General features: G+C 63.9%; 23 protein-coding genes, 1 pseudogene and 1 riboswitch. Of the genes and pseudogenes, 10 read left to right on the top strand and 14 right to left on the bottom strand.

What is annotated here, in order from left to right; genetic code table 11:
- Positions 1-52 precede the first annotated feature (52 nt).
- The 6 genes from I8N66_RS13700 to I8N66_RS13675 all read right to left on the bottom strand — a co-directional run bounded on the left by I8N66_RS13700 (position 53) and on the right by I8N66_RS13675 (position 5,662).
- Positions 53-1,954: a nitric oxide reductase activation protein NorD gene (locus tag I8N66_RS13700; protein ID WP_291154468.1), complete on the bottom strand. Its 1,902-nt coding sequence runs from the start codon at positions 1,952-1,954 to the stop codon at positions 53-55.
- Positions 1,955-1,962: 8 nt separating this feature from the next.
- Positions 1,963-2,775 (bottom strand): CbbQ/NirQ/NorQ/GpvN family protein, encoded by an 813-nt coding sequence (locus tag I8N66_RS13695; protein ID WP_113538315.1) that lies wholly within the window; start codon positions 2,773-2,775, stop codon positions 1,963-1,965.
- Between the two features lie 66 nt (positions 2,776-2,841).
- Entirely contained in the window at positions 2,842-4,188 is a 1,347-nt protein-coding gene (locus I8N66_RS13690) for a nitric-oxide reductase large subunit (RefSeq protein WP_113538314.1), read from the bottom strand.
- 24 nt (positions 4,189-4,212) lie between these two features.
- Positions 4,213-4,665 (bottom strand): cytochrome c, encoded by a 453-nt coding sequence (locus tag I8N66_RS13685; RefSeq protein WP_113538313.1) that lies wholly within the window; start codon positions 4,663-4,665, stop codon positions 4,213-4,215.
- Between the two features lie 158 nt (positions 4,666-4,823).
- Positions 4,824-5,102 (bottom strand): cytochrome C oxidase subunit IV family protein, encoded by a 279-nt coding sequence (locus I8N66_RS13680; RefSeq protein ID WP_291154467.1) that lies wholly within the window; start codon positions 5,100-5,102, stop codon positions 4,824-4,826.
- A 5-nt stretch (positions 5,103-5,107) separates the two neighbouring features.
- Positions 5,108-5,662 carry a cytochrome c oxidase subunit 3 gene (locus I8N66_RS13675; protein WP_291154466.1) on the bottom strand — a complete coding sequence of 185 codons (555 nt, stop codon included), beginning with the start codon at positions 5,660-5,662 and terminating at the stop codon, positions 5,108-5,110.
- A 122-nt stretch (positions 5,663-5,784) separates the two neighbouring features.
- Here I8N66_RS13675 and I8N66_RS13670 point away from each other — a divergent pair, with 122 nt between their 5' ends.
- The 3 genes from I8N66_RS13670 to I8N66_RS13660 all read left to right on the top strand — a co-directional run bounded on the left by I8N66_RS13670 (position 5,785) and on the right by I8N66_RS13660 (position 7,147).
- Positions 5,785-5,940 carry a hypothetical protein gene (locus tag I8N66_RS13670; RefSeq protein WP_089044838.1) on the top strand — a complete coding sequence of 52 codons (156 nt, stop codon included), beginning with the start codon at positions 5,785-5,787 and terminating at the stop codon, positions 5,938-5,940.
- Between the two features lie 78 nt (positions 5,941-6,018).
- A complete protein-coding gene (locus tag I8N66_RS13665) occupies positions 6,019-6,447 on the top strand; it encodes a hemerythrin domain-containing protein (protein ID WP_291154464.1) in 429 nt (142 codons plus the stop codon).
- A gap of 10 nt (positions 6,448-6,457) precedes the next feature.
- Positions 6,458-7,147, top strand: a complete 690-nt coding sequence (locus I8N66_RS13660; RefSeq protein ID WP_291154463.1) for an NnrU family protein — start codon at positions 6,458-6,460, stop codon at positions 7,145-7,147.
- Position 7,148: 1 nt separating this feature from the next.
- On the opposite strand, the gene I8N66_RS13655 is transcribed toward I8N66_RS13660, so the two are convergent.
- Together I8N66_RS13655 and I8N66_RS13650 are read right to left on the bottom strand one after the other, a co-directional pair.
- Positions 7,149-7,739, bottom strand: a complete 591-nt coding sequence (locus tag I8N66_RS13655) for a UbiX family flavin prenyltransferase (RefSeq protein ID WP_291154462.1) — start codon at positions 7,737-7,739, stop codon at positions 7,149-7,151.
- Positions 7,736-9,247 carry a UbiD family decarboxylase gene (locus tag I8N66_RS13650; protein WP_291154461.1) on the bottom strand — a complete coding sequence of 504 codons (1,512 nt, stop codon included), beginning with the start codon at positions 9,245-9,247 and terminating at the stop codon, positions 7,736-7,738. Before I8N66_RS13650 ends, I8N66_RS13655 begins: the two co-directional genes overlap by 4 nt.
- Positions 9,248-9,371: 124 nt before the next feature.
- Between I8N66_RS13650 and I8N66_RS13645 the strand changes: the two genes are divergently transcribed.
- The 3 genes from I8N66_RS13645 to I8N66_RS13635 are packed head-to-tail and all read left to right on the top strand — an operon-like array spanning position 9,372 to position 11,807.
- On the top strand, positions 9,372-9,890 hold the full coding sequence (locus I8N66_RS13645; RefSeq protein WP_291154459.1) for an SCP2 sterol-binding domain-containing protein: 519 nt from the start codon (positions 9,372-9,374) through the stop codon (positions 9,888-9,890).
- Positions 9,881-10,858, top strand: coding sequence for a peptidase U32 family protein (locus I8N66_RS13640; protein ID WP_291154458.1), 978 nt, complete (start codon positions 9,881-9,883; stop codon positions 10,856-10,858). Before I8N66_RS13645 ends, I8N66_RS13640 begins: the two co-directional genes overlap by 10 nt.
- Before the next feature lie 7 nt (positions 10,859-10,865).
- Positions 10,866-11,807 carry a U32 family peptidase gene (locus I8N66_RS13635; RefSeq protein ID WP_291154456.1) on the top strand — a complete coding sequence of 314 codons (942 nt, stop codon included), beginning with the start codon at positions 10,866-10,868 and terminating at the stop codon, positions 11,805-11,807.
- A gap of 43 nt (positions 11,808-11,850) precedes the next feature.
- Here I8N66_RS13635 and I8N66_RS13630 read toward each other — a convergent pair whose 3' ends face one another.
- The 5 genes and pseudogenes from I8N66_RS13630 to bioB form a co-directional block, all read right to left on the bottom strand.
- Entirely contained in the window at positions 11,851-12,840 is a 990-nt protein-coding gene (locus tag I8N66_RS13630) for a beta-ketoacyl-ACP synthase III (RefSeq protein ID WP_291154454.1), read from the bottom strand.
- Entirely contained in the window at positions 12,837-14,105 is a 1,269-nt protein-coding gene (locus I8N66_RS13625) for an adenosylmethionine--8-amino-7-oxononanoate transaminase (RefSeq protein ID WP_291154452.1), read from the bottom strand. The genes I8N66_RS13630 and I8N66_RS13625 overlap by 4 nt, the downstream gene beginning before the upstream one ends.
- Complete coding sequence (gene bioD / locus I8N66_RS13620) at positions 14,102-14,740, bottom strand: dethiobiotin synthase (protein ID WP_291154450.1); 639 nt, start codon at positions 14,738-14,740, stop codon at positions 14,102-14,104. Before bioD ends, I8N66_RS13625 begins: the two co-directional genes overlap by 4 nt.
- Positions 14,737-15,882, bottom strand: coding sequence for an 8-amino-7-oxononanoate synthase (locus I8N66_RS13615; protein WP_291154448.1), 1,146 nt, complete (start codon positions 15,880-15,882; stop codon positions 14,737-14,739). The genes bioD and I8N66_RS13615 overlap by 4 nt, the downstream gene beginning before the upstream one ends.
- Positions 15,879-16,894 (bottom strand): annotated as a pseudogene (gene bioB / locus I8N66_RS13610) (biotin synthase BioB). Before bioB ends, I8N66_RS13615 begins: the two are co-directional and overlap by 4 nt.
- Before the next feature lie 410 nt (positions 16,895-17,304).
- A riboswitch (TPP riboswitch) is annotated at positions 17,305-17,425 on the top strand.
- Between the two features lie 160 nt (positions 17,426-17,585).
- Between bioB and thiO the strand changes: the two are divergent.
- The 4 genes from thiO to I8N66_RS13590 are packed head-to-tail and all read left to right on the top strand — an operon-like array spanning position 17,586 to position 20,130.
- Entirely contained in the window at positions 17,586-18,557 is a 972-nt protein-coding gene (gene thiO / locus I8N66_RS13605; RefSeq protein ID WP_291154446.1) for a glycine oxidase ThiO, read from the top strand.
- Positions 18,554-18,751: a sulfur carrier protein ThiS gene (gene thiS / locus I8N66_RS13600; protein ID WP_291154444.1), complete on the top strand. Its 198-nt coding sequence runs from the start codon at positions 18,554-18,556 to the stop codon at positions 18,749-18,751. Before thiO ends, thiS begins: the two co-directional genes overlap by 4 nt.
- A 3-nt stretch (positions 18,752-18,754) precedes the next feature.
- Complete coding sequence (locus I8N66_RS13595; protein WP_291154442.1) at positions 18,755-19,528, top strand: thiazole synthase; 774 nt, start codon at positions 18,755-18,757, stop codon at positions 19,526-19,528.
- Complete coding sequence (locus tag I8N66_RS13590) at positions 19,525-20,130, top strand: thiamine phosphate synthase (RefSeq protein ID WP_291154440.1); 606 nt, start codon at positions 19,525-19,527, stop codon at positions 20,128-20,130. The genes I8N66_RS13595 and I8N66_RS13590 overlap by 4 nt, the downstream gene beginning before the upstream one ends.
- Positions 20,131-20,171: 41 nt before the next feature.
- Here I8N66_RS13590 and I8N66_RS13585 read toward each other — a convergent pair whose 3' ends face one another.
- Positions 20,172-21,869 (bottom strand): amidohydrolase family protein, encoded by a 1,698-nt coding sequence (locus I8N66_RS13585; RefSeq protein ID WP_291154438.1) that lies wholly within the window; start codon positions 21,867-21,869, stop codon positions 20,172-20,174.
- Between the last annotated feature and the right edge of the window lie 82 nt (positions 21,870-21,951).

The raw sequence follows: 21,951 nt of genomic DNA, 5'->3' as shown, positions 1-21,951 counted from the left end.
GAGGCCCGGCGGTTACCGGGCCTCTTGCTTCTCTTTCGACTGGCCGACCGCCTTACCCAACCAGATTGCGGTAGATCGCCGGCAGCGCCGCCGGCAGCCGCGAGATGTTGCCGATCACGGCATAGCCGTTCTGGCCGAACATGGCGGGCACGTAGGACTTCGCCTCCCGGTCGACGGTGACAGCGAAGGTGTTGATGCCGCTGCGCCGCGCCTCCGTGACCGCGCGGCGGCTGTCTTCAAGCGCGAAACGCCCCTCGTAGTGGTCGATATCGTTGGGCTTGCCGTCGGTCAGCACCAGCAACAGCTTCTTGCGGTTCGGCTGCCGACGAAGCTCGGCCGAGGCGTGCCGGATCGCGGCGCCGATGCGAGTGTAATAGCCGGGCTTCAGCGCTGCGATACGCGCTTCGACCAGCGGCCCCATCGCCTCATTGAAGGCCTTCACGGTTTCGACCCGCACCCAGTCGCGCCGCCTTGAGGTGAAGGTCAGGATCGAGTGGTTGTCGCCGCAGGCCGAGAGCCCGTGCGCAAGGATGAGCAGGGCCTCTTTTTCCACGTCGAGCACCCGCCGGTTGTCGGACCAGGAATCGGTCGACAGCGAAACGTCGACGAGGATCGTCACCGCCAGATCGTGCACCTGCGGCCGGCTCATCAGATGGATGCGGTCGCTGCCCTGGCCGCCGGCGGCGAGATCGGTGCGGGCGCGCACCACCGCGTCGAGGTCGAGATCGGCGCCGTCGAGCTGGGCGCGGAGCATCTCGTGCCGCGGGCGCAGCACTTCGAACTGGCGCCGTACCCGGCGGATCAGGCTCCTGCTTTCCTCGGTAAGTTCCGTCCGCTCCTCCTGGGCGGAAGCCGGCATGGCCAGCACGCGGCAATGGTCCTTGAGGTACTGGCCGGTCCGGTAGTTCCATTCGGGATAGGTCAGTTCGGCCGTCAGCGGCGTCGGGTCGACGGCTTCCGGCGGCAGATCGAGATCGAAGCGGAAGCGTGCCGAGGGCCGTCCCTTGCGCTCACCGAGCGTCATGTCGTCGAGTTCCTCGGCAGCCTTGCTGTCGTGGTCGTCGCTGTCGTCGCCGGGCCGGTCGACATTGACCATCTCGGCCATGGCCAGGATCTTCTCGAAGCGATTGAGTATGAAGGGGCTGCGTTCGCCCTTGCGGTTCTCCGGATTTTCGCGCACCGCCACATGGCGCTCGACCTCGGCGCCCGCACTCTGCGTGCCCGGCGCCGCGGCAACATCTTCGTCGCGCGTGGTCGTGGTTTCGGTGCGCAAGAGCGTGTCCGGCCAGAGCGGCATCGGCAGCATCGGCAGGTAACCGGGTGGCGCGCGATGCGGAAAGATCACCGGCAGCGTCGTATCCGCCTGGCCCGTGGCCTTGCGCAACAGGCGCAGGATGCAGTTTTCGAGATGCTGCTCGATCGACGGCAGCCCGGCCCTATGCCGCTCGGCAAGGACCGCCTCGGCCAGACGCCGATAGCGCCGCCGGAGCCCGGGGAACCGCTGGAAGACTTCGTCGACCGTTTCCTGCGCACGCGATACCAATGCCAGATCGCGGCGGAGTGGATCGGTTTCGCTGACGGGGTCGACCGGCATCGTCGCCATATAGGCGACGAGCCAGTGATAGAGGTCCCGGTTCAGGTCTTTCGTCGGAAAAAGGTCGATCTCGCCCGGCAGCATCAGCGACGCGTGGTCGCGCGCCGGCTGAACGAGCTTCTCTTCGCCAAGCCCCATGCGCTGCCGCCACCGCAGGCGATGGGTCGACGTGCGTCCGCGGGCGGGCACGATCTGCACCGCCGCCTCTCCGCCATGTCCGCGAAAGGAGACGCCGAGGACCGGCAGCATGTCGGCGAGCTTCACCGCCTCTTCCGGATACCGCCGCCAGGTTCTGGTGTTGCCGACGAAACGGTGCCAGGCCCGTCCGACGGTTTCTTCGAGCTCGAGGAAATCAAGCATGGTTCACCTCACGCGATCAGCGAACCGGCCACTTCAAGAAGTGCGGCACGCACGTCCGGTTCGTCGGTGAGCGGTTCGATCATCGCGGCGCGCACCGCATCCTTGACCGGCATGCCGGCATCAATCAGCGAGGCGCAGTAGACGAGCAGCCGGGTCGACACGCCTTCTTCGAGGTCATGCCCCTTCAGAGCGCGCAGGCGGTGCGCGAGGTTGACGAGCGGCGCCACCTGGCTCTCCAGCAGTCCGCTCTCTTGCGAAACGACCGATATCTCCTCGTTCCGCGGCAGGAAGTCGAACTCAATCGCCACGAAGCGCTGCCTTGTGCTCGGCTTCAGGCTCTTCAGCAGGTTCTGGTAGCCGGGATTGTAGGAAACGATCAGCATGAAGCTCGACGGTGCTTCGAGCAGTTCGCCGGTGCGCTCGAGCGGCAGCATGCGGCGGTCATCGGTCAACGGATGCAGGACGACAGCCACGTCCTTGCGGGCTTCGACGATCTCGTCGAGATAGCAGACGCCACCGTTGCGCACGGCCCGGGTCAACGGGCCGTCGACCCAGACGGTGTCGCCGCCCTTGAGAAGATACCGCCCGGTGAGGTCGGCGGCGGCCAGATCGTCATGGCAGGAAACGGTCGAAAGCGGCAGGCCGAGCTTCGCCGCCATGTGGCTGACGAAGCGGGTCTTGCCGCATCCGGTCGGTCCCTTCAAGAGGAGCGGCAGCTGCCGCACCCAGGCGCTTTCAAACAGCGCGCATTCATTGCCGGAGGGACTATAGGCGGGGATATCGAGCGCCGCGCGACTGACGGCAGATTGGACAGGGCTCATGGCAAGTTCTCCATGCTGGGAATTCTTGGGGAGATGCCGGCGCGGCGAACCGCGCCGGCTGATCGGTCATTCGGCGGGCTGGACGACGCCGGCGAGCTTCTCGCTGCGCTCGCGGCCGGGCATCAGAACTGCCCAGATGAACATCAACGCCGAGATCAGGACGACGGCACCCGAACCGAGGCGGATCCAGTAGAACAGCGCCAGCTGGTCCTGGACGTCCATGTAGCTTTCGCCGAGCACGCGCTGCAGATGCGCCTGGAGGACACCGGCGAAGGTGAGCGCGAAGGTCATGACCGACATGGCGGTGCACATGATCCAGAAGCTCACCATCGACAGCCACTGGTTATAGGGCGCACGGCCGCGGATTTCCGGAATGGCGTAGGCCATGACCGCGAGGTTCAGCATCACATAGGCGCCGAAGAAGGCGAGGTGTCCGTGGGCCGCGGTCACCTGGGTGCCGTGGGTGTAGTAGTTCACCGAAGACAGCGTGTGCAGGAAGCCCCAGACGCCGGCACCGAAGAATGCCATGACCGAGCAGCCGATCGACCAGAGGAGAGCTGCGCGGTTCGGATGCTTACGGCCGGCCTTCCAGGTCATCACGAAGGTGAAGACCACCATGGTGAAGAAGGGTGCCACTTCCAGCGTCGAGAACAGCGAACCGATCCACTGCCAGTAACCCGGTGCGCCGATCCAGTAGTAGTGGTGGCCCGTGCCGAGGATACCGGAGAAGAGCGCCAGGCCGACGATGACATAGAGCCACTTTTCGACGACCTCACGGTCGATGCCGTTGAGCTTGATCATCAGGAAGGCGAGCACCGATGCCATGATCAGTTCCCAGACGCCTTCGACCCAGAGATGGACGACGTACCACCAGTACATCTTGTCGAGCGCCAGGTTGATCGGATTGTAGAAGGCGAAGAGGAAGAAGATGGCCACACCCCAGAGCCCGAAGATCAGGATGTTGGTGACGGTCGTCTTGCGGCCTTTCAGCACCGTCAGCGTGATGTTGTAGAGGAACATCAGCGCGACGATGACGATGCCCACCTTGATGGCGAAGGGCTGCTCGAGGAATTCGCGCCCCTCGTGGATATGCAGGAGATAGCCGACGACAGCGACGGCCGCGGCGATCAGGAAGATCCAGAACTGCGCGACGGCGATCTTCGTGCTGTAGAGTTCGGTTTCGGCCTCTTCCGGCAGCAGGTAGTAGGTAGCACCCATGAAGCCCATGAGCAGCCAGACGATCAGCGCGTTGGTGTGGACCATGCGCACGATGTTGAAGGGTAGCAGCTCGGAGAGCGTATTGGGCAGGACGTAAATGGTGCCGGCAAGCACGCCGAACAGCACCTGGGCGAGGAACAGGCCGAGCGCTCCGTAGAAGTAGAGCATCGCGACCTTTTGGGTTTGGTATTTCATGGTGTCACACTCCAATCGGTTCGCTTAACCTGCCTCGTTCGGCGGCCAGTTCTGGGTCTTGATGCGGCTCGTCCATTCGAGGAAGTCGGCGAGGTCGTTGAGTTCCTGTTCGGTCAGGTTGAACTGCGGCATCTGCCGCCGTCCCTCGATGCCGGTCGGCTGGGCGGCCATCCAGGCTTTAAGCGTTTCGCGGGCGCCGTCCGGATCGGCCTCGCCGCCGAAGCGCTTCCAGACATTGCCGAGCTCGGGCGCGAAATAGGCGCCCTCGCCGAGCAACGTGTGGCAGTTGATACAGGAGTTCTTTTCCCAGACGTGTTTGCCGCGTGCGACCGCATCGGTCAGCGTCGTTTCGTCCGTCGAGGTCGTTCGCATGTAGTAGTGGCTGTGGGCGGTCAGCCCGACAAAGATTGCGAAGAAAAAGAAGGACCCGCCGTAAAAGACGTTACGGGCCCCGGTTTTGGTGAGGCGTTCTGCCATCACGTGGTCCTTTCGATTTCAGTTGGCCGCTGAGAGTGCGGCCGGCTGATCTGATCCCCTCCCCGTGCGGCGCAGCCGGCAACAATCGGGGCGAACCCATGTCTAGGGAAATCGGCGGCGGCTTCTTTGCGTTTCGGCAAACAAGTCCGCGGGTCGTCTCAGCTGAAGAGAGCAGTGCTCAGGACCAGCTTCGCTGCGGCAACGAGGACGAGCGCTGCGGGCCAGATCAAAAGGCCAAGACGAAGGGCCGACGGCGCCTGCCGGAGCCCCATGAAATCGAGCGCGACGAACCGGCTTTTGACGATGGCGAGCCCGAGCAACACGGCGATGACGAGGGTGGCAGGCCCGGCGATCGCCATCAGCGCCATGCCCGAAATCACGGCCCCGGCAAGCAGCAGCCAGGTGTTGAACAATTGTCTGGGATTGCGATCGGTCATGGCACTCACACGAGATAGACGAGCGGGAACATCACGATCCAGACCAGATCGATCACGTGCCAGAGCGTGGTGATCAGCTCGACATTGCCGGGTTTTGGTCGCCAGGCAACGATGATGAGCACGAAGGCACCGACGACGTGCAGCAGATGGAAGCCGGTGACGAGAAAATAGAGCTCGAAGAAGGAGCCGAACTGAGGATCGCCGGCAACGCCAGCCTCGGCGCTATATTCGAACACCTTGATCGCCGCGAAGGCGAAGCCGAAAAGCGCCGCATTCACCAGCGCCCGCCTGCGCTGCCTAAGCGATGCCCTCGGCCTCGTCGCCAAGGCCGCCTGCCAGCCGCTTGTCAAAAGAACAAGCGTGTTGATACCGGCAAGCAGAGGATCGAGATGCGAGCGGGCGGCGGCAAACGCGTCCGGCTGGAGAAGGCCCACAATCAGGAAGCCGACAAGCAGAATGCCGAAGGCGGCAAGTTCGCTCCAGACGAGCACCCAGAGCAGCAAGGCGTCCGTCGTGTCCTCTTCCGCCGTTGCGGCAATCGGATGACTGCGGGCATCCATGTCAGCGCCTCCGTTCAAAAAACATCGTTCGAGCTAGGCGCGGGCGCACAGCCTGTCTTTGCGATTGAGCAAAGAAGCCGGCAGGGGGCGGGGCTATTGGCTGACAACAAAGGAGCCTTCCGATGACAGACGCACAGATCGGCCTTTCCGTCGCTACCCCCATCATCATCGTCTTCGCCCTCGTGCTCTATCGCATGGGCGTGCTTCAGCGCGGCGCGACGCTGTCGGCGATCCTCTCCTCCGTTGCTATCGCCATCGTTCTCTTTCTCGATCGCTGATCTGCAGACTTTGAGAAATGTCAAAGAGGATCATTGCCGTCGGGTGTAGTTCGAACCAACACTCAACGGAGCAGATCGATGCAGCAGCAATTTTCAGAACATCACGAGCTGGGGCAGGCTTATCGCGAGCTTTTGTCCCTGTGTGATCGCCTCGAGACGCTTGCCGATTCCATCCCGCGCCGCATCGACCTGACGAGCTGCCGCGTGATCATGACGGAGCTGCCGGAAAAGCTCAGGCGCGTCCACGCGCTGGAGGAGATGATCCTGTTTCCAGCGGTCGAAATTCAGCGGGCGGACGACGGCCGCGACGCCTTGATCGCACGGCTGCGCGCCGAGCATGACCAGGACGATCGGGCAGCCGTCGAACTGGTGCGTGTGCTGAAGGCGGTTCTCGACAACAGGGCATCGCTCAGCTGGGATGCGATCGGCTACATGTTGCGGGGCTTCTTCGAAACGGTTCGCCGCCATGTGGCAACAGAGCGCCTGCTTCTCTGGCGCCATGCGTGAGACAACCGATATGACCTATTTTCTCCTCGCCTTCGCCGTCTTCCTGCTGCTTCATCTGGTGCCGGCCTGGCCGGCGCTACGCCAGGGCCTGATTAACCGCCTCGGCCGCTCGACCTATTTCGCGGTCTATTCGCTTCTGTCCGTGCTCGCTCTCGGTTTCGTCTTTCACGCGGCCCTTCAGCTCGATTTCATCCCACTCTGGGAACCGGCGGCCTGGCAGGCCTGGGTGACCTTCGTTCTGGCGCCACTCGGCATCTTTCTCGTGCTGGCCGGCCTCTTCAGCGAGAACGCGCTGTCGATATCCATCTATCAGGGAAACGAACGGCCGGGCGCCATCGTGACGATCACCCGCCACCCGGTGCTCTGGGGCTTCCTGCTTTGGGCCGCCGGTCACATCGTGCCCAATGGCGACCTGCGCGCGCTGGTGCTTTTCGGCGGTTTCGCGCTGTTTTCCGTCGGTGGTTTCTTCATGCTTGAAAAGCGTGCCCGCCGACGTCTGGGTGACGGCTGGCAAGCGACCTCGAAGGGCACGTCAGTCTGGCCTTTCGCAGCGATCATCCGGGGCGAAACCCGTTTGCGCGCCGATCCCGTGATGATCATCGCCGCCTTTGCCACCGTCGCGATTGCCGTCTGGCTGCTGCTTGGCGGTCACGAGGTCCTGTTCGACGCCGATCCGCTGCTTCAGGCAACCGCCTTCTAGATCACGATGATTTTTGGTCCTCACCCTGCCAGGCCCTCGCCAGCGGGGTGATCGGCAGCGCCAGCAGGTCAATCGCCCGGGCCGCCAGATGGTCGACGATGGCCTCGACGGTTTCAGGCCGATGATAGAAGGCCGGCACCGGCGGCATGATAATCGCCCCCATTTCCGTGACGGCGCACATATTGCGCAGGTGACCGAGATGCAGCGGCGTCTCGCGTGCCATCAGCACCAGCCTGCGCCGCTCCTTCAGATGCACGTCGGCTGCACGGACCACGAGGTTATCGGCCATGCCGGCAGAGATCGCAGCAAGTGTGCGCATGGAGCACGGCGCCACGATCATGCCGGCCGTTGAAAACGACCCGCTCGCAATCGCCGCGCCGATATCGGCGTGGTCATAGGCTCGCACAGCCTTACGCAACAGGGAGGGAAGTGCCTCTGCGCCAACCTCATGCGCAAGCGTGCGGTGCGCCGCCGGCGATAGGACGAGATGCAGCTCGACGCTTTCGATTTCGCTGAGCCGCTCGGCGATGCGAACGGCAATCGCAGCGCCTGAAGCGCCCGTGACGCCGAGGACGATCTTCAGCCGGTTCATCGCGTCAGCCCTCCAAGCCCGAGACCGGCCCAGATCGCATCGACCTGACCAATGACCTCGGGCGACATCTCCAGAACACGCCCCCATTCGCGGTCGGTCTCGGCGCCGATCTTGTTGGTGGCGTCGAGCCCGAGCTTGCCGCCGAGGCCGGAGCGCGGCGACGCGAAGTCGAGATAGTCGATCGGCGTCCCCTCGATCACGGTCACGTCGCGGCTGGCATCGAAGCGGGTGGCAAGCGCCCACATAACGTCGGACCAGTTGCGCACGTTGATATCCGGATCGACGGCGATGATCAGCTTGGTGTAGCTGAACTGCGGCAGGACAGACCAAAGCCCCATCATCACGCGCTTGGCCTGCCCGGGATAACGCTTGTCGATCGAAACGACCATGGCCCTGTAGGAGCAGGCTTCGGGCGGCAGCCAGAGATCGGATATCTCAGGAAACTGCTTGCGAACCAGCGGCACGAACAGCCTGTTCATCGCCTCTCCGAGCCGCGAAGGCTCGTCCGGCGGCCGGCCGGTATAGGTGGAAAGATAGAGCGGATTTCGACGCATGGTGATCGCCGACAGACGCATGACCGGGAACGGCTCCACCGAATTATAATAGCCGGTGTGATCGCCATAGGGGCCCTCCTCCGCGGTCTCGCTCGCTGAGACCGTGCCCTCCAGCACGATCTCCGCATTGGCCGGCACCGAAAGCGGCACAGTCTTCGCCTTCACGAGTTGCGTCCTGCCGCGCCGAAGCAGCCCTGCGAAATTCAGTTCGCTCAAGCCATCGGGCAGCGGCATGACCGCAGAAAGGATCGTCGCCGGGTCGGCACCGACGACGACCGCGATCGGCATGTCCTGCCCCAGGCGTTGCCACAAGCGATGGTGACGGGCGCCGCCGCGGTGCGCGAGCCAGCGCACGATGGCGCGATCAGACCCCAGCACCTGCATGCGATAGATCCCGACGTTGACATCGAGCGGATCATCCGGCGCGCGCGTGATCACCAGCGGCCAGGTGATGAGCGGCGCCGGCTCGCCCGGCCAGCACCATTGAACCGGCAGGCGCCCGAGGTCGATTTCGTGATCGCGCCAGACGACCTCCTGACACAGCGCACGCGTTACCTTTCGTGGCCGCATATACATCGCCGATCGGAGCAGAGGCAGCCGATCCCAGGCGTCACGCAGCGACTGCGGCGCTCTCGGATCGCGCAGTTCCGCAAGGTCGCCCGCAAGCGCATCGAGCCCACCCGGCGCCAGGCCGAAACCACGCTCGATCCGGCGTTCCGACCCGAAGAGATTGGTCAGAAGCGGGATCGGCTGTGCGGCGCCCGTCGCATCGATCGGCCGCTCGAAGAGAAGTGCCGGCCCGTCAGCGGCAAGCACGCGGCGGTGGATTTCGGTCACCTCATGCACCAGCGAAACCGGCCGCGAAATGCGCGTCAGATCGCCTTCGCGCTCGAGCGTGTCGACAAAATCCTGAAGCGTTGCAAAGCCCTGGGACGGGCGGAAGGTCCTGTTCATGGAGCCTGTTTGTGGCGGCGAATGGCCCTTGTCTTTGACGTGGCGCAAACAACCGGCCGCCCCGGGCGACTAGCATGCGGCGCATCGTCCGATTCTCCCTGCAGAGGTAGTCCCACAGGCCGTCATGACACTTCCCCTCGCGATCACCGCACCCCTCAACTTCGTTCCCATCATCGCCATCGAAAGCGTGGTGCAACGCGTCTTTGCCCGCGTGATCGAGACCCATCCCGGCCTCTTCGACCGTCTCGCGGATCACGCAGCCAAGCGCTACGCCTTCCTGCCGTCGGACCTGCCGATCGGCTTTCTTGTCGAACCGGCCGTGCCGCGCATCTCCGTGCATCGCAAGGAGCGCGCGCCGGTTTCCGATGCCTGCATGGAAGGCGAACTCGTGCTGCTTCTGGCGCTACTCGAGGGCCGCATCGACGGCGACGCCGTCTTCTTCTCGCGCGATCTTGCCGTCAGCGGCGACATGGAGGCGATGCTGGCGCTGCGCAACGCCCTCGACGACTGCGAGATCGACCTTCCAAGCGATCTCGCCGACATGGCCGGGCCTCTGGCGCCGCTCGTGCGCAGCGCGGGAGAACAGATCCGCGAGCGCGCGCTTGGCCGTGTTCTCAAGGAGGAGGCCCCCCAATGGAACTGATCTGCCCCGCCGGCACGCCGGCCGCCTTCCGCGAAGCCGTCGATGCCGGCGCCGACGCGGTCTATTGCGGTTTTCGCGACGAGACGAACGCCCGCAACTTTCCGGGCCTGAACTTCTCCCGAGACGAACTTCGGACGGCCATCGCCTATGCCAAACAGCGCAGGGTGATGACCTTCGTTGCGATCAACACGTTCATGCGCGCCGGCCAGGAGACGCTCTGGCATCAGGCGGTGGATGATGCCGTGGTGCTTGGCGCCGATGCCGTCATCCTCGCCGATTTCGGCCTGATGGCCTATACGGTCGAACGCCATCCGCAGCAGCGGCTGCATGTTTCCGTGCAAGCCTCGGCCTCGAACGCCGATGCCGTGCGCTTCCTCGTCGAAGCCTTCGCGGCAAAACGCGTTGTGCTGCCGCGCACGCTGACGATCGCCGACATCGCCCGCCTTGCCAAGCAGATCGATTGCGAGATCGAAGTCTTTGCCTTCGGCGGCCTCTGCGTCATGGCCGAGGGGCGCTGTTCGCTCTCTTCCTACGCTACCGGCAAGTCGCCCAACATGAACGGTGTCTGTTCGCCCGCGAGCCATGTACGCTATCGCCAGGACGGACGCGAGCTGGTGTCCGAGCTCGGCGATTACACCATCAACCGCTTCCCGGCGGGCGAAGCGGCCGGCTATCCGACGCTCTGCAAGGGCCGTTTCGACATTGCCGAGGAGCGCGGCTATGCCTTCGAAGATCCGGTTTCGCTCGACGTCATGGACCATATCGATGCGCTACGCAACGCCGGCGTCAGCGCGCTAAAGATCGAGGGCCGGCAGCGCGGCAAGGCCTATGTCGCCGAGGTCGTCTCGGTCATGCGGCGGGCACTGATCGCCGGCGCCGCCGAGCGACCTGCCTTGGTGTCGCGGCTGAAGGCGCTCAGCGAAGGCCAGAAGACGACAACAGGCGCCTATGAAAAGCGCTGGAGATAATCGGCCCATGACCACATCTACGAACCTCACCAACCCCGCCTTAAGCCTCGGCCCGGTCTACTATCTCTGGGATGGCCCCAAATGGCGCGACTTCTATTTCCGCATCGCCGACGAAGCGCCGATCGCTCACGTCACGATCGGCGAGGCGGTGTGCTCGAAGCGGCTGCATTTCATCGAACCCTATGTCGGCGAGGTCATCGAACGGCTGGAGAATGCCGGCAAACAAGTGAGCCTCGCCTCGCTCGCGCTGGTGACGCTGGAACGCGAAAGCCAGTTGGTGCGCGGGCTGGTGCGTGACAGCACCCATCCGATCGAGGCCAATGACCTATCCGCGCTGCATCTGCTTGCCGGCAGGCCGCATTCGATCGGGCCGCTGGTCAACGTCTATAACGGCGCGACCGCCCGGCTCCTGGCTTCGAGGGGCGCAATCAGCATCTGTCTGCCGCCGGAACTGCCGATGGCATCGGTGCGCGGCATCCTTGCCGAGAACCCCGGCGTTGCCTTCGAGGTCTTCGCTTTCGGTCGCGTGCCGTTGGCGATCTCGGCGCGCTGCGCCCATGCCCGTTCCAAGGGGCTGATCAAGGACAATTGCCAGTTCATCTGCGGTGAGGATACGGACGGCCTGACCGTCGAGACACTCGACCGGCAGCCCTTCCTGTCGCTGAACGGCGTGCAGACCATGTCACATACCTGCCAGTCGCTGATGCAGGAGCTACCGGAACTGGCTGCGGCCGGCGTATCGCGCATCCGGCTTTCGCCGCAGGACTGCGACATGGTCGCGGTCGCACAAATATACGACGATGCGATCACTGGCCGGTGCTCCACCAGCGAAAGCCTCGTCCGGCTCGCCTCCGCCTATCCCGACGTACCGTTTTCCAACGGCTTCCACCACGGCCAGACAGGGGCGGCCTGGATCAAGGTCTCGGCACGTGACGGTGTCCCGGCCTAGGGGCAGGATGCGGAAGGCGTATGCGGTCCGCATCGCCACCGGACTAGATGCCGAGCAGCACCGCGCCTCCGGTGAGGCCGGCGCCCGCTGCCGTCAGCAGTACTTTTTCACCTGGAGTGAACGGGTGCTTTTCATGAGCCAGTGATAGCGACAGCGGGATCGTTGCGGCGGACGAGTTGCCGTAGTCAGCGATAGTGCGCACGGTTTTTGCCGGCGCGATGGCAAGGCGATCGCAGACGGCGTCGAATATCCGGGCGTTGGCCTGATGCGGCACGAACCGGTCGATCTCCTGGGAACTGCAGCGGGCGGCATCCATGGCGTGGACAGCGCATGTCGCCATCATCTCCACCGCCTGGGTGAACATTTCCCGCCCGTCGCGCATCGTCATCAAGAAATCCTGAGGCTGCATGCCGGCAGAGAAGGGCCTGCTGCTGCCGCCGGCGGCGATGGAGATCAGGTCGTAGCGGCTGCCGTCCGCCGCAAGGTCGACGCCAAGGAGGCCGGTCTGCGGATCAGCGGACGGGGCCACGACGACCGCACCTGCCGCATCGGCGAAGAGGACGGCGCTTGCCCTTTCGGCCGGATTGATCCGCCGGCTGAGGATGTTGGCCGCCACCACCAGGACCGGCTTTGCCTGTGCCCGCACGAAACCGTCGGCGAGCGTCAGGGCGTAGAGAAAGCCCGAACACGCACCGGCCAGGTCAATCGCGCCGGAACGGGTGAGCCCGAGACGGTGGGCAAGCAAGGGTGCGGAGGGCGGCAGCAGATGATCGGGCGTCGAGGTCGCGAGCAAGGTGAGGGCGATATCGCCCCGCGAAACGCCTGTCTTGTCGAGTGCCGCAGCCCCTGCGATCGATGCCAAGCCCGTCAACGTCTCGCCGTCCACTACCCAGCGCCGCTCGCGAATGCCGGTGCGACGTTCGATCCAGCCGGGTTCGAGACCGAGCTTCGTTTCGATCTCGGCGTTTGCGACACGCCGCTCCGGAACCGCATGGCCGAACCCAACAAGGCGGGATGACCTGGCGGCGCTCACAGCCGCCCCGCCGCGAAAAGCGACGCCGCCTCGTCGATTGCGCCATAGGCCTGCGCGAGTTCGGCTTCGGTGACGCAATAGGGCGGCATCAGATAAATGACATTGCCGAGCGGGCGGATCAGCAATCGGCGCTCGCGGAAGAACGCCCTGAGCCTTGGACCGGCTTCTGAGAGATAGCCGCCTGCCGGAACCTTGAGGTCCAGCGCGACAATCGTTCCGAGCTGGCGGACGTCGCTGAAGCGGCGATCGTCGGCATAGTAAGCGGCATGCCTATGCTGCCGTTCGCTTAAGGCATCGATACGTTCTCGCACGGGCTCCTCCTTCCAGACGGTGAGATTGGCGAGCGCCGCAGCGCAGGCGATCGGGTTGGCCGTGTAGGAACTCGAATGGAAGAACGTCTTGCGCCGATCGCTCGAGAGATGGGCCTCGAAGATTTCGGCCGTTGAAAGCGTTGCCGCCAGCGGCAGCGCACCACCGGTCAGCCCCTTTGACGTGCAGAGGATATCCGGCGTGATCCCGGCCTGTTCGCAGGCAAACAGACTGCCGGTCCGTCCCCATCCGGTCATCACTTCGTCGGCGATCAGCAGGCTGCCGTGCCGCTCGGCGATCCGTTTCAGTTCGGAAAGCACCGACGCCGGGTAGGTCTTCATGCCGCCGGCGCCGAGAAGCAGAGGTTCGATCAACAGGGCAGCCACTTCGCCGGAGCTGCAGGCTGCCTCAAAGGCATCGAGCGTCGCCTGCTCCCGGCCTGCCTCCGGAAACGGCAGCCGATCGACGGCAAAAAGCAGCGGCGCGTAAGGCGCGTTGAAGACGCCTCGTTCACCTGTCGACATCGTACCGACCGTGTCGCCGTGATAGCCATGTTCGAGCACGCAGATGCGGTTTCGCGGCCGGCCGAGATTGTGGAAGAAGCCGAGCGCCATCTTCAACGCGACTTCGACCGCCGTCGAGCCGCTGTCGGAATAGAATACATGGGCAAGCCCTTTGGGCGCGATCTCGATCAGCCCGCTTGCCAGTTCTTCCGCCGGGGCGTGGGTATATTCCGCGAAGATGACCTGGTCGTGGGTTTCCGTGGCCTGGCGGATCGCTTCCATGATCGCCGGATGGCGGTGACCGTGGGTGACGACCCACCAGGACGAGATCGCATCGAGGATCGACGCGCCGTCCTCGTCGAGGAGATAGGCACCCTCGGTCCGGACGACGCGGCGCATCGTCGGCTCCAGCGCATGCTGGGTGAAGGGGTACCAGACTGCGGACGTTCTCATGCCGGCACCTGCTTAAAATCGTCGATGTCGAAATTGTCGCGAAATGCTTGCCGCAGGCGATCCGGCGTCAACGGATCGAGCCGCGGCAGCCGCCCGAGCCGGCGCACGGCGCCCAATGCAGCGATGATCGCCTCGCTATCCGCCTGCTCGTCGCCAACGAAGGCGACACCAAGGACCGGGATCGCACGGCGGCGCAGCGCCTCGAGCGACAGCAGCGTGTGATTGATCGTGCCGAGCCCGGTGCGGGCGCAAAGGATCACCGGGATTTGCCAGCGTGCGAACAGATCGGCAAAGACCGTTTTCTCGGTGAGCGGTACCAGGAGCCCGCCTGCGCCTTCGATGACCAGCGGTCTGATCACCGCCGGCGGCAAGAGGCTTTCAGGCGCGATCGACACACCGTCGATACGCGCCGAGCGGTGTGGCGATGCGGGCGTTCTGAGCCTGTAGGCCTCGGGCAGAATGCGCTCGGGCGGGATCCGACCGAGCCGGGCGACAGCCTCGCTGTCGGTCTCTTCGTCGAGGCCCGACTGCACCGGCTTCCAGTAGCAGCCGCAAAGCGCATCGGTCAGGGCTGCAGAGAATAGGGTCTTGCCGATGCCGGTATCCGTGCCGGTTATGATGAAACGGGGCGTCATGGCCGCTCCTCCGCCATCGCCACCTTCAAGCGCTCCAGCATGCGCGTGATCATCGGCCGGTCGACATTCAACGTGATCGCGATCCGAAGCCGCGCGGTCCCCTCGGGAACGGTCGGCGGACGGATCGCCCTGATATCGAAACCTTCGGCGCGCATCCGCGCGGCAATCCGTACAGTGCGGCCGTTGTCTCCGACAATAACGGGGAGGATCTGCGAGCCGCTGCCTTCGATGCCAAGGGTTTTGGCAAGGGCCTGATTGGCGAAGGCCCTGAGGCCATCGAACTCTTCCCGGCGCTGCGGCTCATCCGCCAGCAGCGCCAGCGCTTCACGGACGGCGGCCGCGATCAACGGCGACGGCGCGGTGGAATAGATGAAGTTGCGGGCACGATTGACAAGGTAGTCGCAAAGCACCGCACTCCCACCGATGAGAGCGCCGGAAACCCCGAGCGCCTTGCCGCAGGTGTGCAGCACCACGAGATTTTCCCGACCTTCCAAGTCGGCCGTCAGCCCGCGTCCGTCCGGCCCGAAGACGCCGGTCGCATGTGCCTCGTCGACCACAAGAAAGCCATCGTGCCGCTCAGCAAGCGCGGCGAGATCGGCAAGCGGCGCCCGGTCGCCGTCCATGGAATAGAGGCTTTCGACGGCAATCCACGGATGCCCCATGCCGCCCGCCTTCCGCCACCGGCTGATCGTATCTGCGAACGCGTCGACATCGTTGTGCGCGACGGCACGAGTGACCGCCTTGCTTGCAGCAATACCCTCGTGAGCACTCGCATGGATCAAGGCATCATGAACGATGATATCGTCGCGCTGTGGGAGCATCGAAAACAAGGCGGCATTGGCCGCGTAGCCGCTGGCGAAGAACAGCGTGCGCGGCACGCCGAAGAACGTCGCCGCTTCCGCCTCCAGCGCCTCATGTTCCTCGTGATTGCCGCGCAACAGCCGCGAGCCGCCGGACCCGACCGGCACCCCGCGTTCAATCGCTGCGGCGATTGCCGCCTTCAGGCGCGGCGATCCGGCAAGCGCCAGATAGTCGTTGGAGGTGAAATCCATACCACCGCCGACGACCAGTTCGCGTCGGCGCCCCTTTCGATCGAGGCCGCTAAGCGTCTTCTCGTGGCGCGCGAGGAGGGCCACGGTCATTCGGCCGCGTCCTCTTTTGCCGCAAGTGCCATCGGCTTCAGCCCGAGGCGGCGGAACAGGGACGCATCGTGATCCTCGCCGGGATTGTCGGCTGTCAGCAGCGTCTCGCCGACGAAGATCGAATTGGCGCCGGCAAAGAAACAGAGCGCCTGCGTCTCGTCGCTCATATCGGTGCGGCCGGCGGAAAGCCGGACATGCGACTGCGGCATCAGGATGCGCGCCAGCGCGATGGTGCGAACGAAATCGATCGGATCGACAGGTGCGGCATCGGCAAGCTTCGAGCCCGGGATCGGGATCAGCATATTGATCGGCACGCTTTCCGGCGGCACCGGCAGATTGGCGAGCGTTACCAGCATCGAGATCCGGTCGTCTGCCGTCTCGCCCATGCCGAGAATGCCACCGGCACAGACCTTGATGCCGGCGTCGCGGACATTGGCGAGCGTCTCCAGCCGGTCGGCAAAGCTGCGGGTGGTGATGATTTCGCCGTAGAAGCGCTCCGACGTATCGACATTGTGGTTGTAGTAATCGAGCCCGGCGTCGGCGAGCCGCTCGGACTGTTCCGGGGTCAGCATGCCAAGCGTCATGCAGGTCTCCATGCCGAGTGCCCGCACGCCGCTGATCATGGCGACGATCGCCTCCATGTCACGCTCCTTCGGGCTGCGCCAGGCGGCGCCCATGCAGTAACGTGTCGCGCCGCCATCCCTCGCCTTCCTCGCTTCCGCAAGAACCCGCTCGACTTCCATCAATTTCGACGCCTTGAGCCCGGTCGGGTAATGCGCCGACTGGCTGCAATAGCCGCAATCTTCCGCGCAGCCGCCGGTCTTGATCGACAGCAGGCGGCTCATCTGGATGGAGTTGGGTCGAACGCGGCGCGATGGGCGGACTGCGCGCGATAGAGGAGGTCGTTGAACGGCAGATTATAGATTTTTTTTGCATCAGCCAGAATCCAACGCGGCTCGGTCGCTTTAGCGGTGGCTGAAGTCGACTCGGTCGAACTGTTTACGTCGAGCATGTGTGTTCATTTCCCCGTTCGCGAACCAGTAAAATAGATAGAATCCATAATTATCTATAATTTTCACAAGGACGGGTTAGGGCAACCACTTTTAAGTAGTCACGTGCGCAATTAAGCAATCCAAGGATGCAATATCACGATCCAGCAGGTGACATGAAGGCAACAAACGGCATCGTTTTCCGCTCGGTGAATTGAATTCGGGATAGCAGCAATGAACTCGCAACATCCTGCTCTAATGAGCTTTCCTCCCAACTCATCTGCAGATCTATCGACGCGAGCCGCCTCAACAACGCAGAGACTCAGCAACTTATGCCTCATCCAATTTTTATAGATAATTTTGGCTGGAGGCACTCGGCGTGATGCTCGCATCGGCGGCTCTTGACAAAATCCGGTCCAGCCGTTCAGTTTGAAGCATTCACCAGGGGTGTCCCGGCAAGGGGCTGAGATTCTGCCAGGCGGTTTCCGCGGCGCAGTGACCCGTTGAACCTGATCCAGTTCATACTGGCGTAGGGACGGTGCAGACATCGCTGCCGCATTCGCGTTCGCGCGAGCCTATCGCGGCAAGGCGTCCTTCCATCCCCTACGGCGCGAACTGGGTCTCCAACTATGGAGCCTCGGCAGTGCGTATCATCATCGCGACTTTGCTTCTTTCGGGCCGGCGGCCGGTTCCGCACCGTGGGGCGCATTGACCATGCGCGTCCTGATCAAAGGCGCCGGTGTCGTCGGACTGGCCTTGGCGCATGAACTGAATGGTCGCGGCGTCGAAGTTGCCGTTGCGGAGCGGCAGGCGGACTTCGGCGGTGCAGCATCCTGGTTTGCCGGCGGCATGCTGGCGCCCTGGTGCGAGCGCGAAAGTGCCGAGGAAGCGGTACTGACGCGCGGCATCGGCGCCATCGACTGGTGGGACCGGGCGCTTCCGGGCGAAGTATCGCGCAACGGCACGCTGGTCGTCGCCCCGGCACGAGATGCCGGCGAACTCAAGCGCTTCGCTTCGCGCACGTCCGGCTTCGAATGGCTTGACGCAGCGGCGATCGCGCGGCTGGAGCCGGCGCTTGCCGGGCGCTTCCAGCAGGCGCTGTTCTTTCCCGGCGAAGCACATATCGATCCTCGCCGGGCACTTGTCTTGCTGCGGCAAAAGCTGGTCGAGCGTGGCGTTGCCTTCGTCGAAGAGACGGATGACGGCAGCGGCCACGATATGATCGCCGACTGTGGCGGCGCGTCTCGGATCGGCGCCATTGCCGGCCTGCGCGGCGTGCGCGGCGAGATGCTCTATCTGCAGACAGGCGAAGTAGAGCTGTCGCGACCGGTTCGGCTCATCCATCCGCGCATCCCGCTCTACATCGTGCCGCGCGGCGATGGGCTCTTCATGTGCGGGGCGACCATGATCGAAACCCACGATGGCGGGCCGATTGCCGCCCGCTCACTGATGGAACTCCTGAACGCCGCTTACACGCTGCACCCGGCCTTTGGCGAAGCGCGTCTCATCGAAACCGGAACCGGCGTCCGGCCGGCCTTTGCCGACAACCTGCCGCGCGTCATGTGCGCTGGAAACACCATCACGCTCAACGGGCTTTACCGCCACGGTTTCCTGCTCTCGCCAGCTCTGGCCGAGGAGGCGGCGGATCTTGCCCTTGCCCGGAACCTGAAGGGAGATGCCGCATGAAACTGATCGTCAACGGCGAGGATCACGACCTCGCAGTCGCGAACCTTGCCGAACTTCTGGCCGCACTCGACTTTGAAGGCGATTGGCTTGCCACCGCCGTCAACGGCGAGCTGGTACATCGGACGGATCGCTCGGCCCATGCCCTGAGCGATCGCGACCGGATCGAAATACTCTCACCGATGAAGGGAGGCTGAGACATGCTGACGCTTTATGGACAGGATTTGCGCTCGCGCCTGCTTCTGGGTACCGCCCGCTACCCCTCGCCGGCCGCCCTTGAAGACGCGGTTCGCGCGTCTACGACCGAGATCCTCACGGTTTCGCTCCGCCGCGAAACCGCCGGCGGCCGCCAGGGCGGCGCCTTCTTCGAACTGATCCGGTCTCTCGGCGTGCATGTGCTCCCGAATACCGCCGGCTGCCACTCGGTATCGGAAGCGGTACTGACGGCGAAGATGGCACGCGAAGTCTTCGGCACGAACTGGATCAAGCTAGAGGTGATCGGCCATCAGGATACGCTCCAGCCCGACGTCTTCGGGCTGGTGGAGGCCGCACGCATTCTCTCAGCCGAAGGCTTCGAGGTCTTTCCCTATACGACCGACGATCTGGTGGTCGGCGAGCGGCTCGTTGAGGCCGGGTGCAAGGTGCTGATGCCCTGGTGCGCGCCGATCGGCAGTGCCATGGGGCCGCAGAACCTCCCGGCGCTCAGGGCCATGCGGGCGCATTTTCCAGATATGCCGCTGATCGTCGACGCCGGCATCGGCCGCCCGTCGCATGCAACGACGGTGATGGAACTCGGCTTCGACGCGGTCCTGCTGAACACTGCCGTTGCCGGCGCAGCAAAACCGGCTCTCATGGCCGCGGCCTTCGCCCGGGCGATCGATGCAGGACGTGACGCCTTTGAGGCCGGCATGCTGGAGCCACGCGATTTTGCCGTCCCCTCCACCCCCGTCATCGGAAAGGCGGTGTTTGCGTGAAACTTGATCCCTTCTACCTCATCGTCGACAGCGCCCGGTGGATCGAGCGGCTGGTGCCGCTCGGCGTCAAACTGGTGCAGCTTCGCGTCAAAGACCGCCCGGAAGCGGAGCTTCGCGACGAGATCCGTGCGGCCAAGGCAGTCTGCAAACGTCATGGCTGCCAGCTTGTCGTCAACGACTACTGGCGCCTCGCGATCGCCGAAGGCTGCGACTTCGTCCACCTCGGCCAGGAGGATCTGGCGGAGGCGGATCTTGCCGCGATCCGCGCAGCCGGCCTGAAGCTCGGCCTTAGCACCCACGACGAGGCAGAGCTTGAGACGGCGATTGCCGCGAAACCCGACTATGTTGCGCTCGGGCCGATCTATCCGACGATCCTGAAGCAGATGAAATGGGATCCGCAGGGGTTGCCGCGGCTCTCCGCCTGGCGGGAACGCGTCCAGCCGCTGCCGCTCGTTGCGATCGGCGGCCTCAACATCGAGCGGATCGCCGGCGTCTTCGAGCACGGCGCGGACAGCGCCGCCGTCGTCACCGATATCACGCTCAATATCGACCCCGAGGGGCGGACACGCGAATGGATTGCACGCACGGCCCCATGGCGCTGATCGAGACAAACGGCAGGGTCACCTGACGCCGCAACGCTGCTTCAGGCAATCGCCAGTTCGGAAAGCCAGGCCGAACCCAGGCCGTGTCTGTCGCAATAGGCCGTGAGGCGGTCGCGCGTCTTGCCCGGTCGGTCAATCCCGAGAAAGCGCGAGGCGTTTTTCCAGAGGATGTTCTGCTGGTGCTCGTCGCTGACGCTGGCGAGCGTCAGCTGCTCGGCAATCCTCGATACATAGGCGTTGTAATCTTTTTCCAGCGCCATCATCGACCAGTCGGTGCCAAACATGAGGTGACGGGCGTCGGGGTCGTAGTCATCAAGCCATTTGTCCAGCAGCTGCCGGATCTCTGCATGGAGGTTCTTGTCGTCGCTGCTGACCAATTCACTGAGATAGCTCAGATCCGCAAACAGGTTGGGGCGACGCTCGTGATCGATCGTCCTGCCGATGATGTCCTCCCAGGTCGGCGGCCCGGAAAACTTGTCCTGGGCACAGGAGACCATCACGCCCGTCGGCGCCCCCGGGCGTATGACTTCGTCGAAAGCGCCGAAATGCGCGAGATTGATCCGCAGCTTGTCGTACTGGTTGGTGTCGAGCAGATCCTTCCAATAGGCGGGGCTTGCAAGGTTGCCGTAGCCGCAGCCGGCCCCGATGCTGTTTTCCGCATGGGCCATGATCGGCACATCGTTGTCGCGGCACCAGACGTAAAGCCGCTTCAGGGCTGCATCGATCGCCGGGTCCGCATTGCCCCATGCCTTGAAGCCCATCGGTGGGTAGATTTTGACGCCGATGAAGCCTTTTTCCATGATCGCATACTGGACGTTTGCCAGCGACGAACCCGGCTTTTGCGCCTCGCGGTGCGGATCGAAGCCGACGAAGCTGTGCATGCGGATGCCATGCTTCCTGGTGACGAGCTGCTGGACCTCGTCCATTACGTCGATCTGGTCGCGCTGCGGCGATGACCGACCGTGCAGCGATTTGTCGAAGTCCAGGATACTCGGTGTGATCAGCGAAAGCCGGCATTTGGACGCGAAGATCTTGATATAAGCCTCGGCCAGGTTTTCCCGGTAATCCTGCATCAGCCGCACGAAAGAAAGATAGGTGCCGATCTGGTCGTGCGCCTTTGCGTTGTTGGCAAGCGTATCGACCTCCGCGTCACTCATGCCGCCCGAACGTCGCTGGTCCAGTCGCCTCTGGAATGTCTGCGGCAGATTGGGGGTGCCGCCGAGTTGCTGCAGCAGGCCGTCATAATCAGGGGATTCGCCGAGGCTGCGCCGTGAGAATGTGGAACGCTGTTCGTTGGCGCGCGAGACCAGTTCCCTGATCGCGACACGCAACTGCTCGTCCTTGCGCCGCGCAAGTTCGGCGTCGGAAATGCGCCGAGCCCCCTTCTTCAGGACAGCGAGCTCATGCTTGACTTTGGGCGCGACGTCGCCAAGCGCGGTCACGAGAAAGACCACCAGCGCGTTTTCCAGTCCCTTCGCTTCCTGCGCATTCGCCGAGAGCCTTTTCTCGGGCATCTTCTCGCGCAGCGCCACGTAGCGAACGAGCCCTTCCACCGGCACATCGGCCGCGTTGAAGAAATGACAATGCACGTCGATGATCGGATGACTGAGACTGCAGGCGCCGGGCGAAGGCAGATGCCGGCATCCGGAAAGCACATTTGCAAGCACGCCCGCCGAAACCAGCCGCAAGACATCACGGCGCGTCACGGCGGCAACCGGACCAGCCCAGTCGACCCCCATCGTCCCCTCCTGTTGCGAGACCCCCTCGAACAATCGGGGAAACATTACTCCGTCCGAAGGCCGCGCGAAACAGCTATTTACT

The organism is Ensifer sp. SSB1 (assembly GCF_016652895.1).
GTDB lineage: Bacteria > Pseudomonadota > Alphaproteobacteria > Rhizobiales > Rhizobiaceae > Ensifer.
Note: the sequence above shows the minus strand (reverse complement) of the source record. Positions and strands in the feature narration are given on the sequence as shown.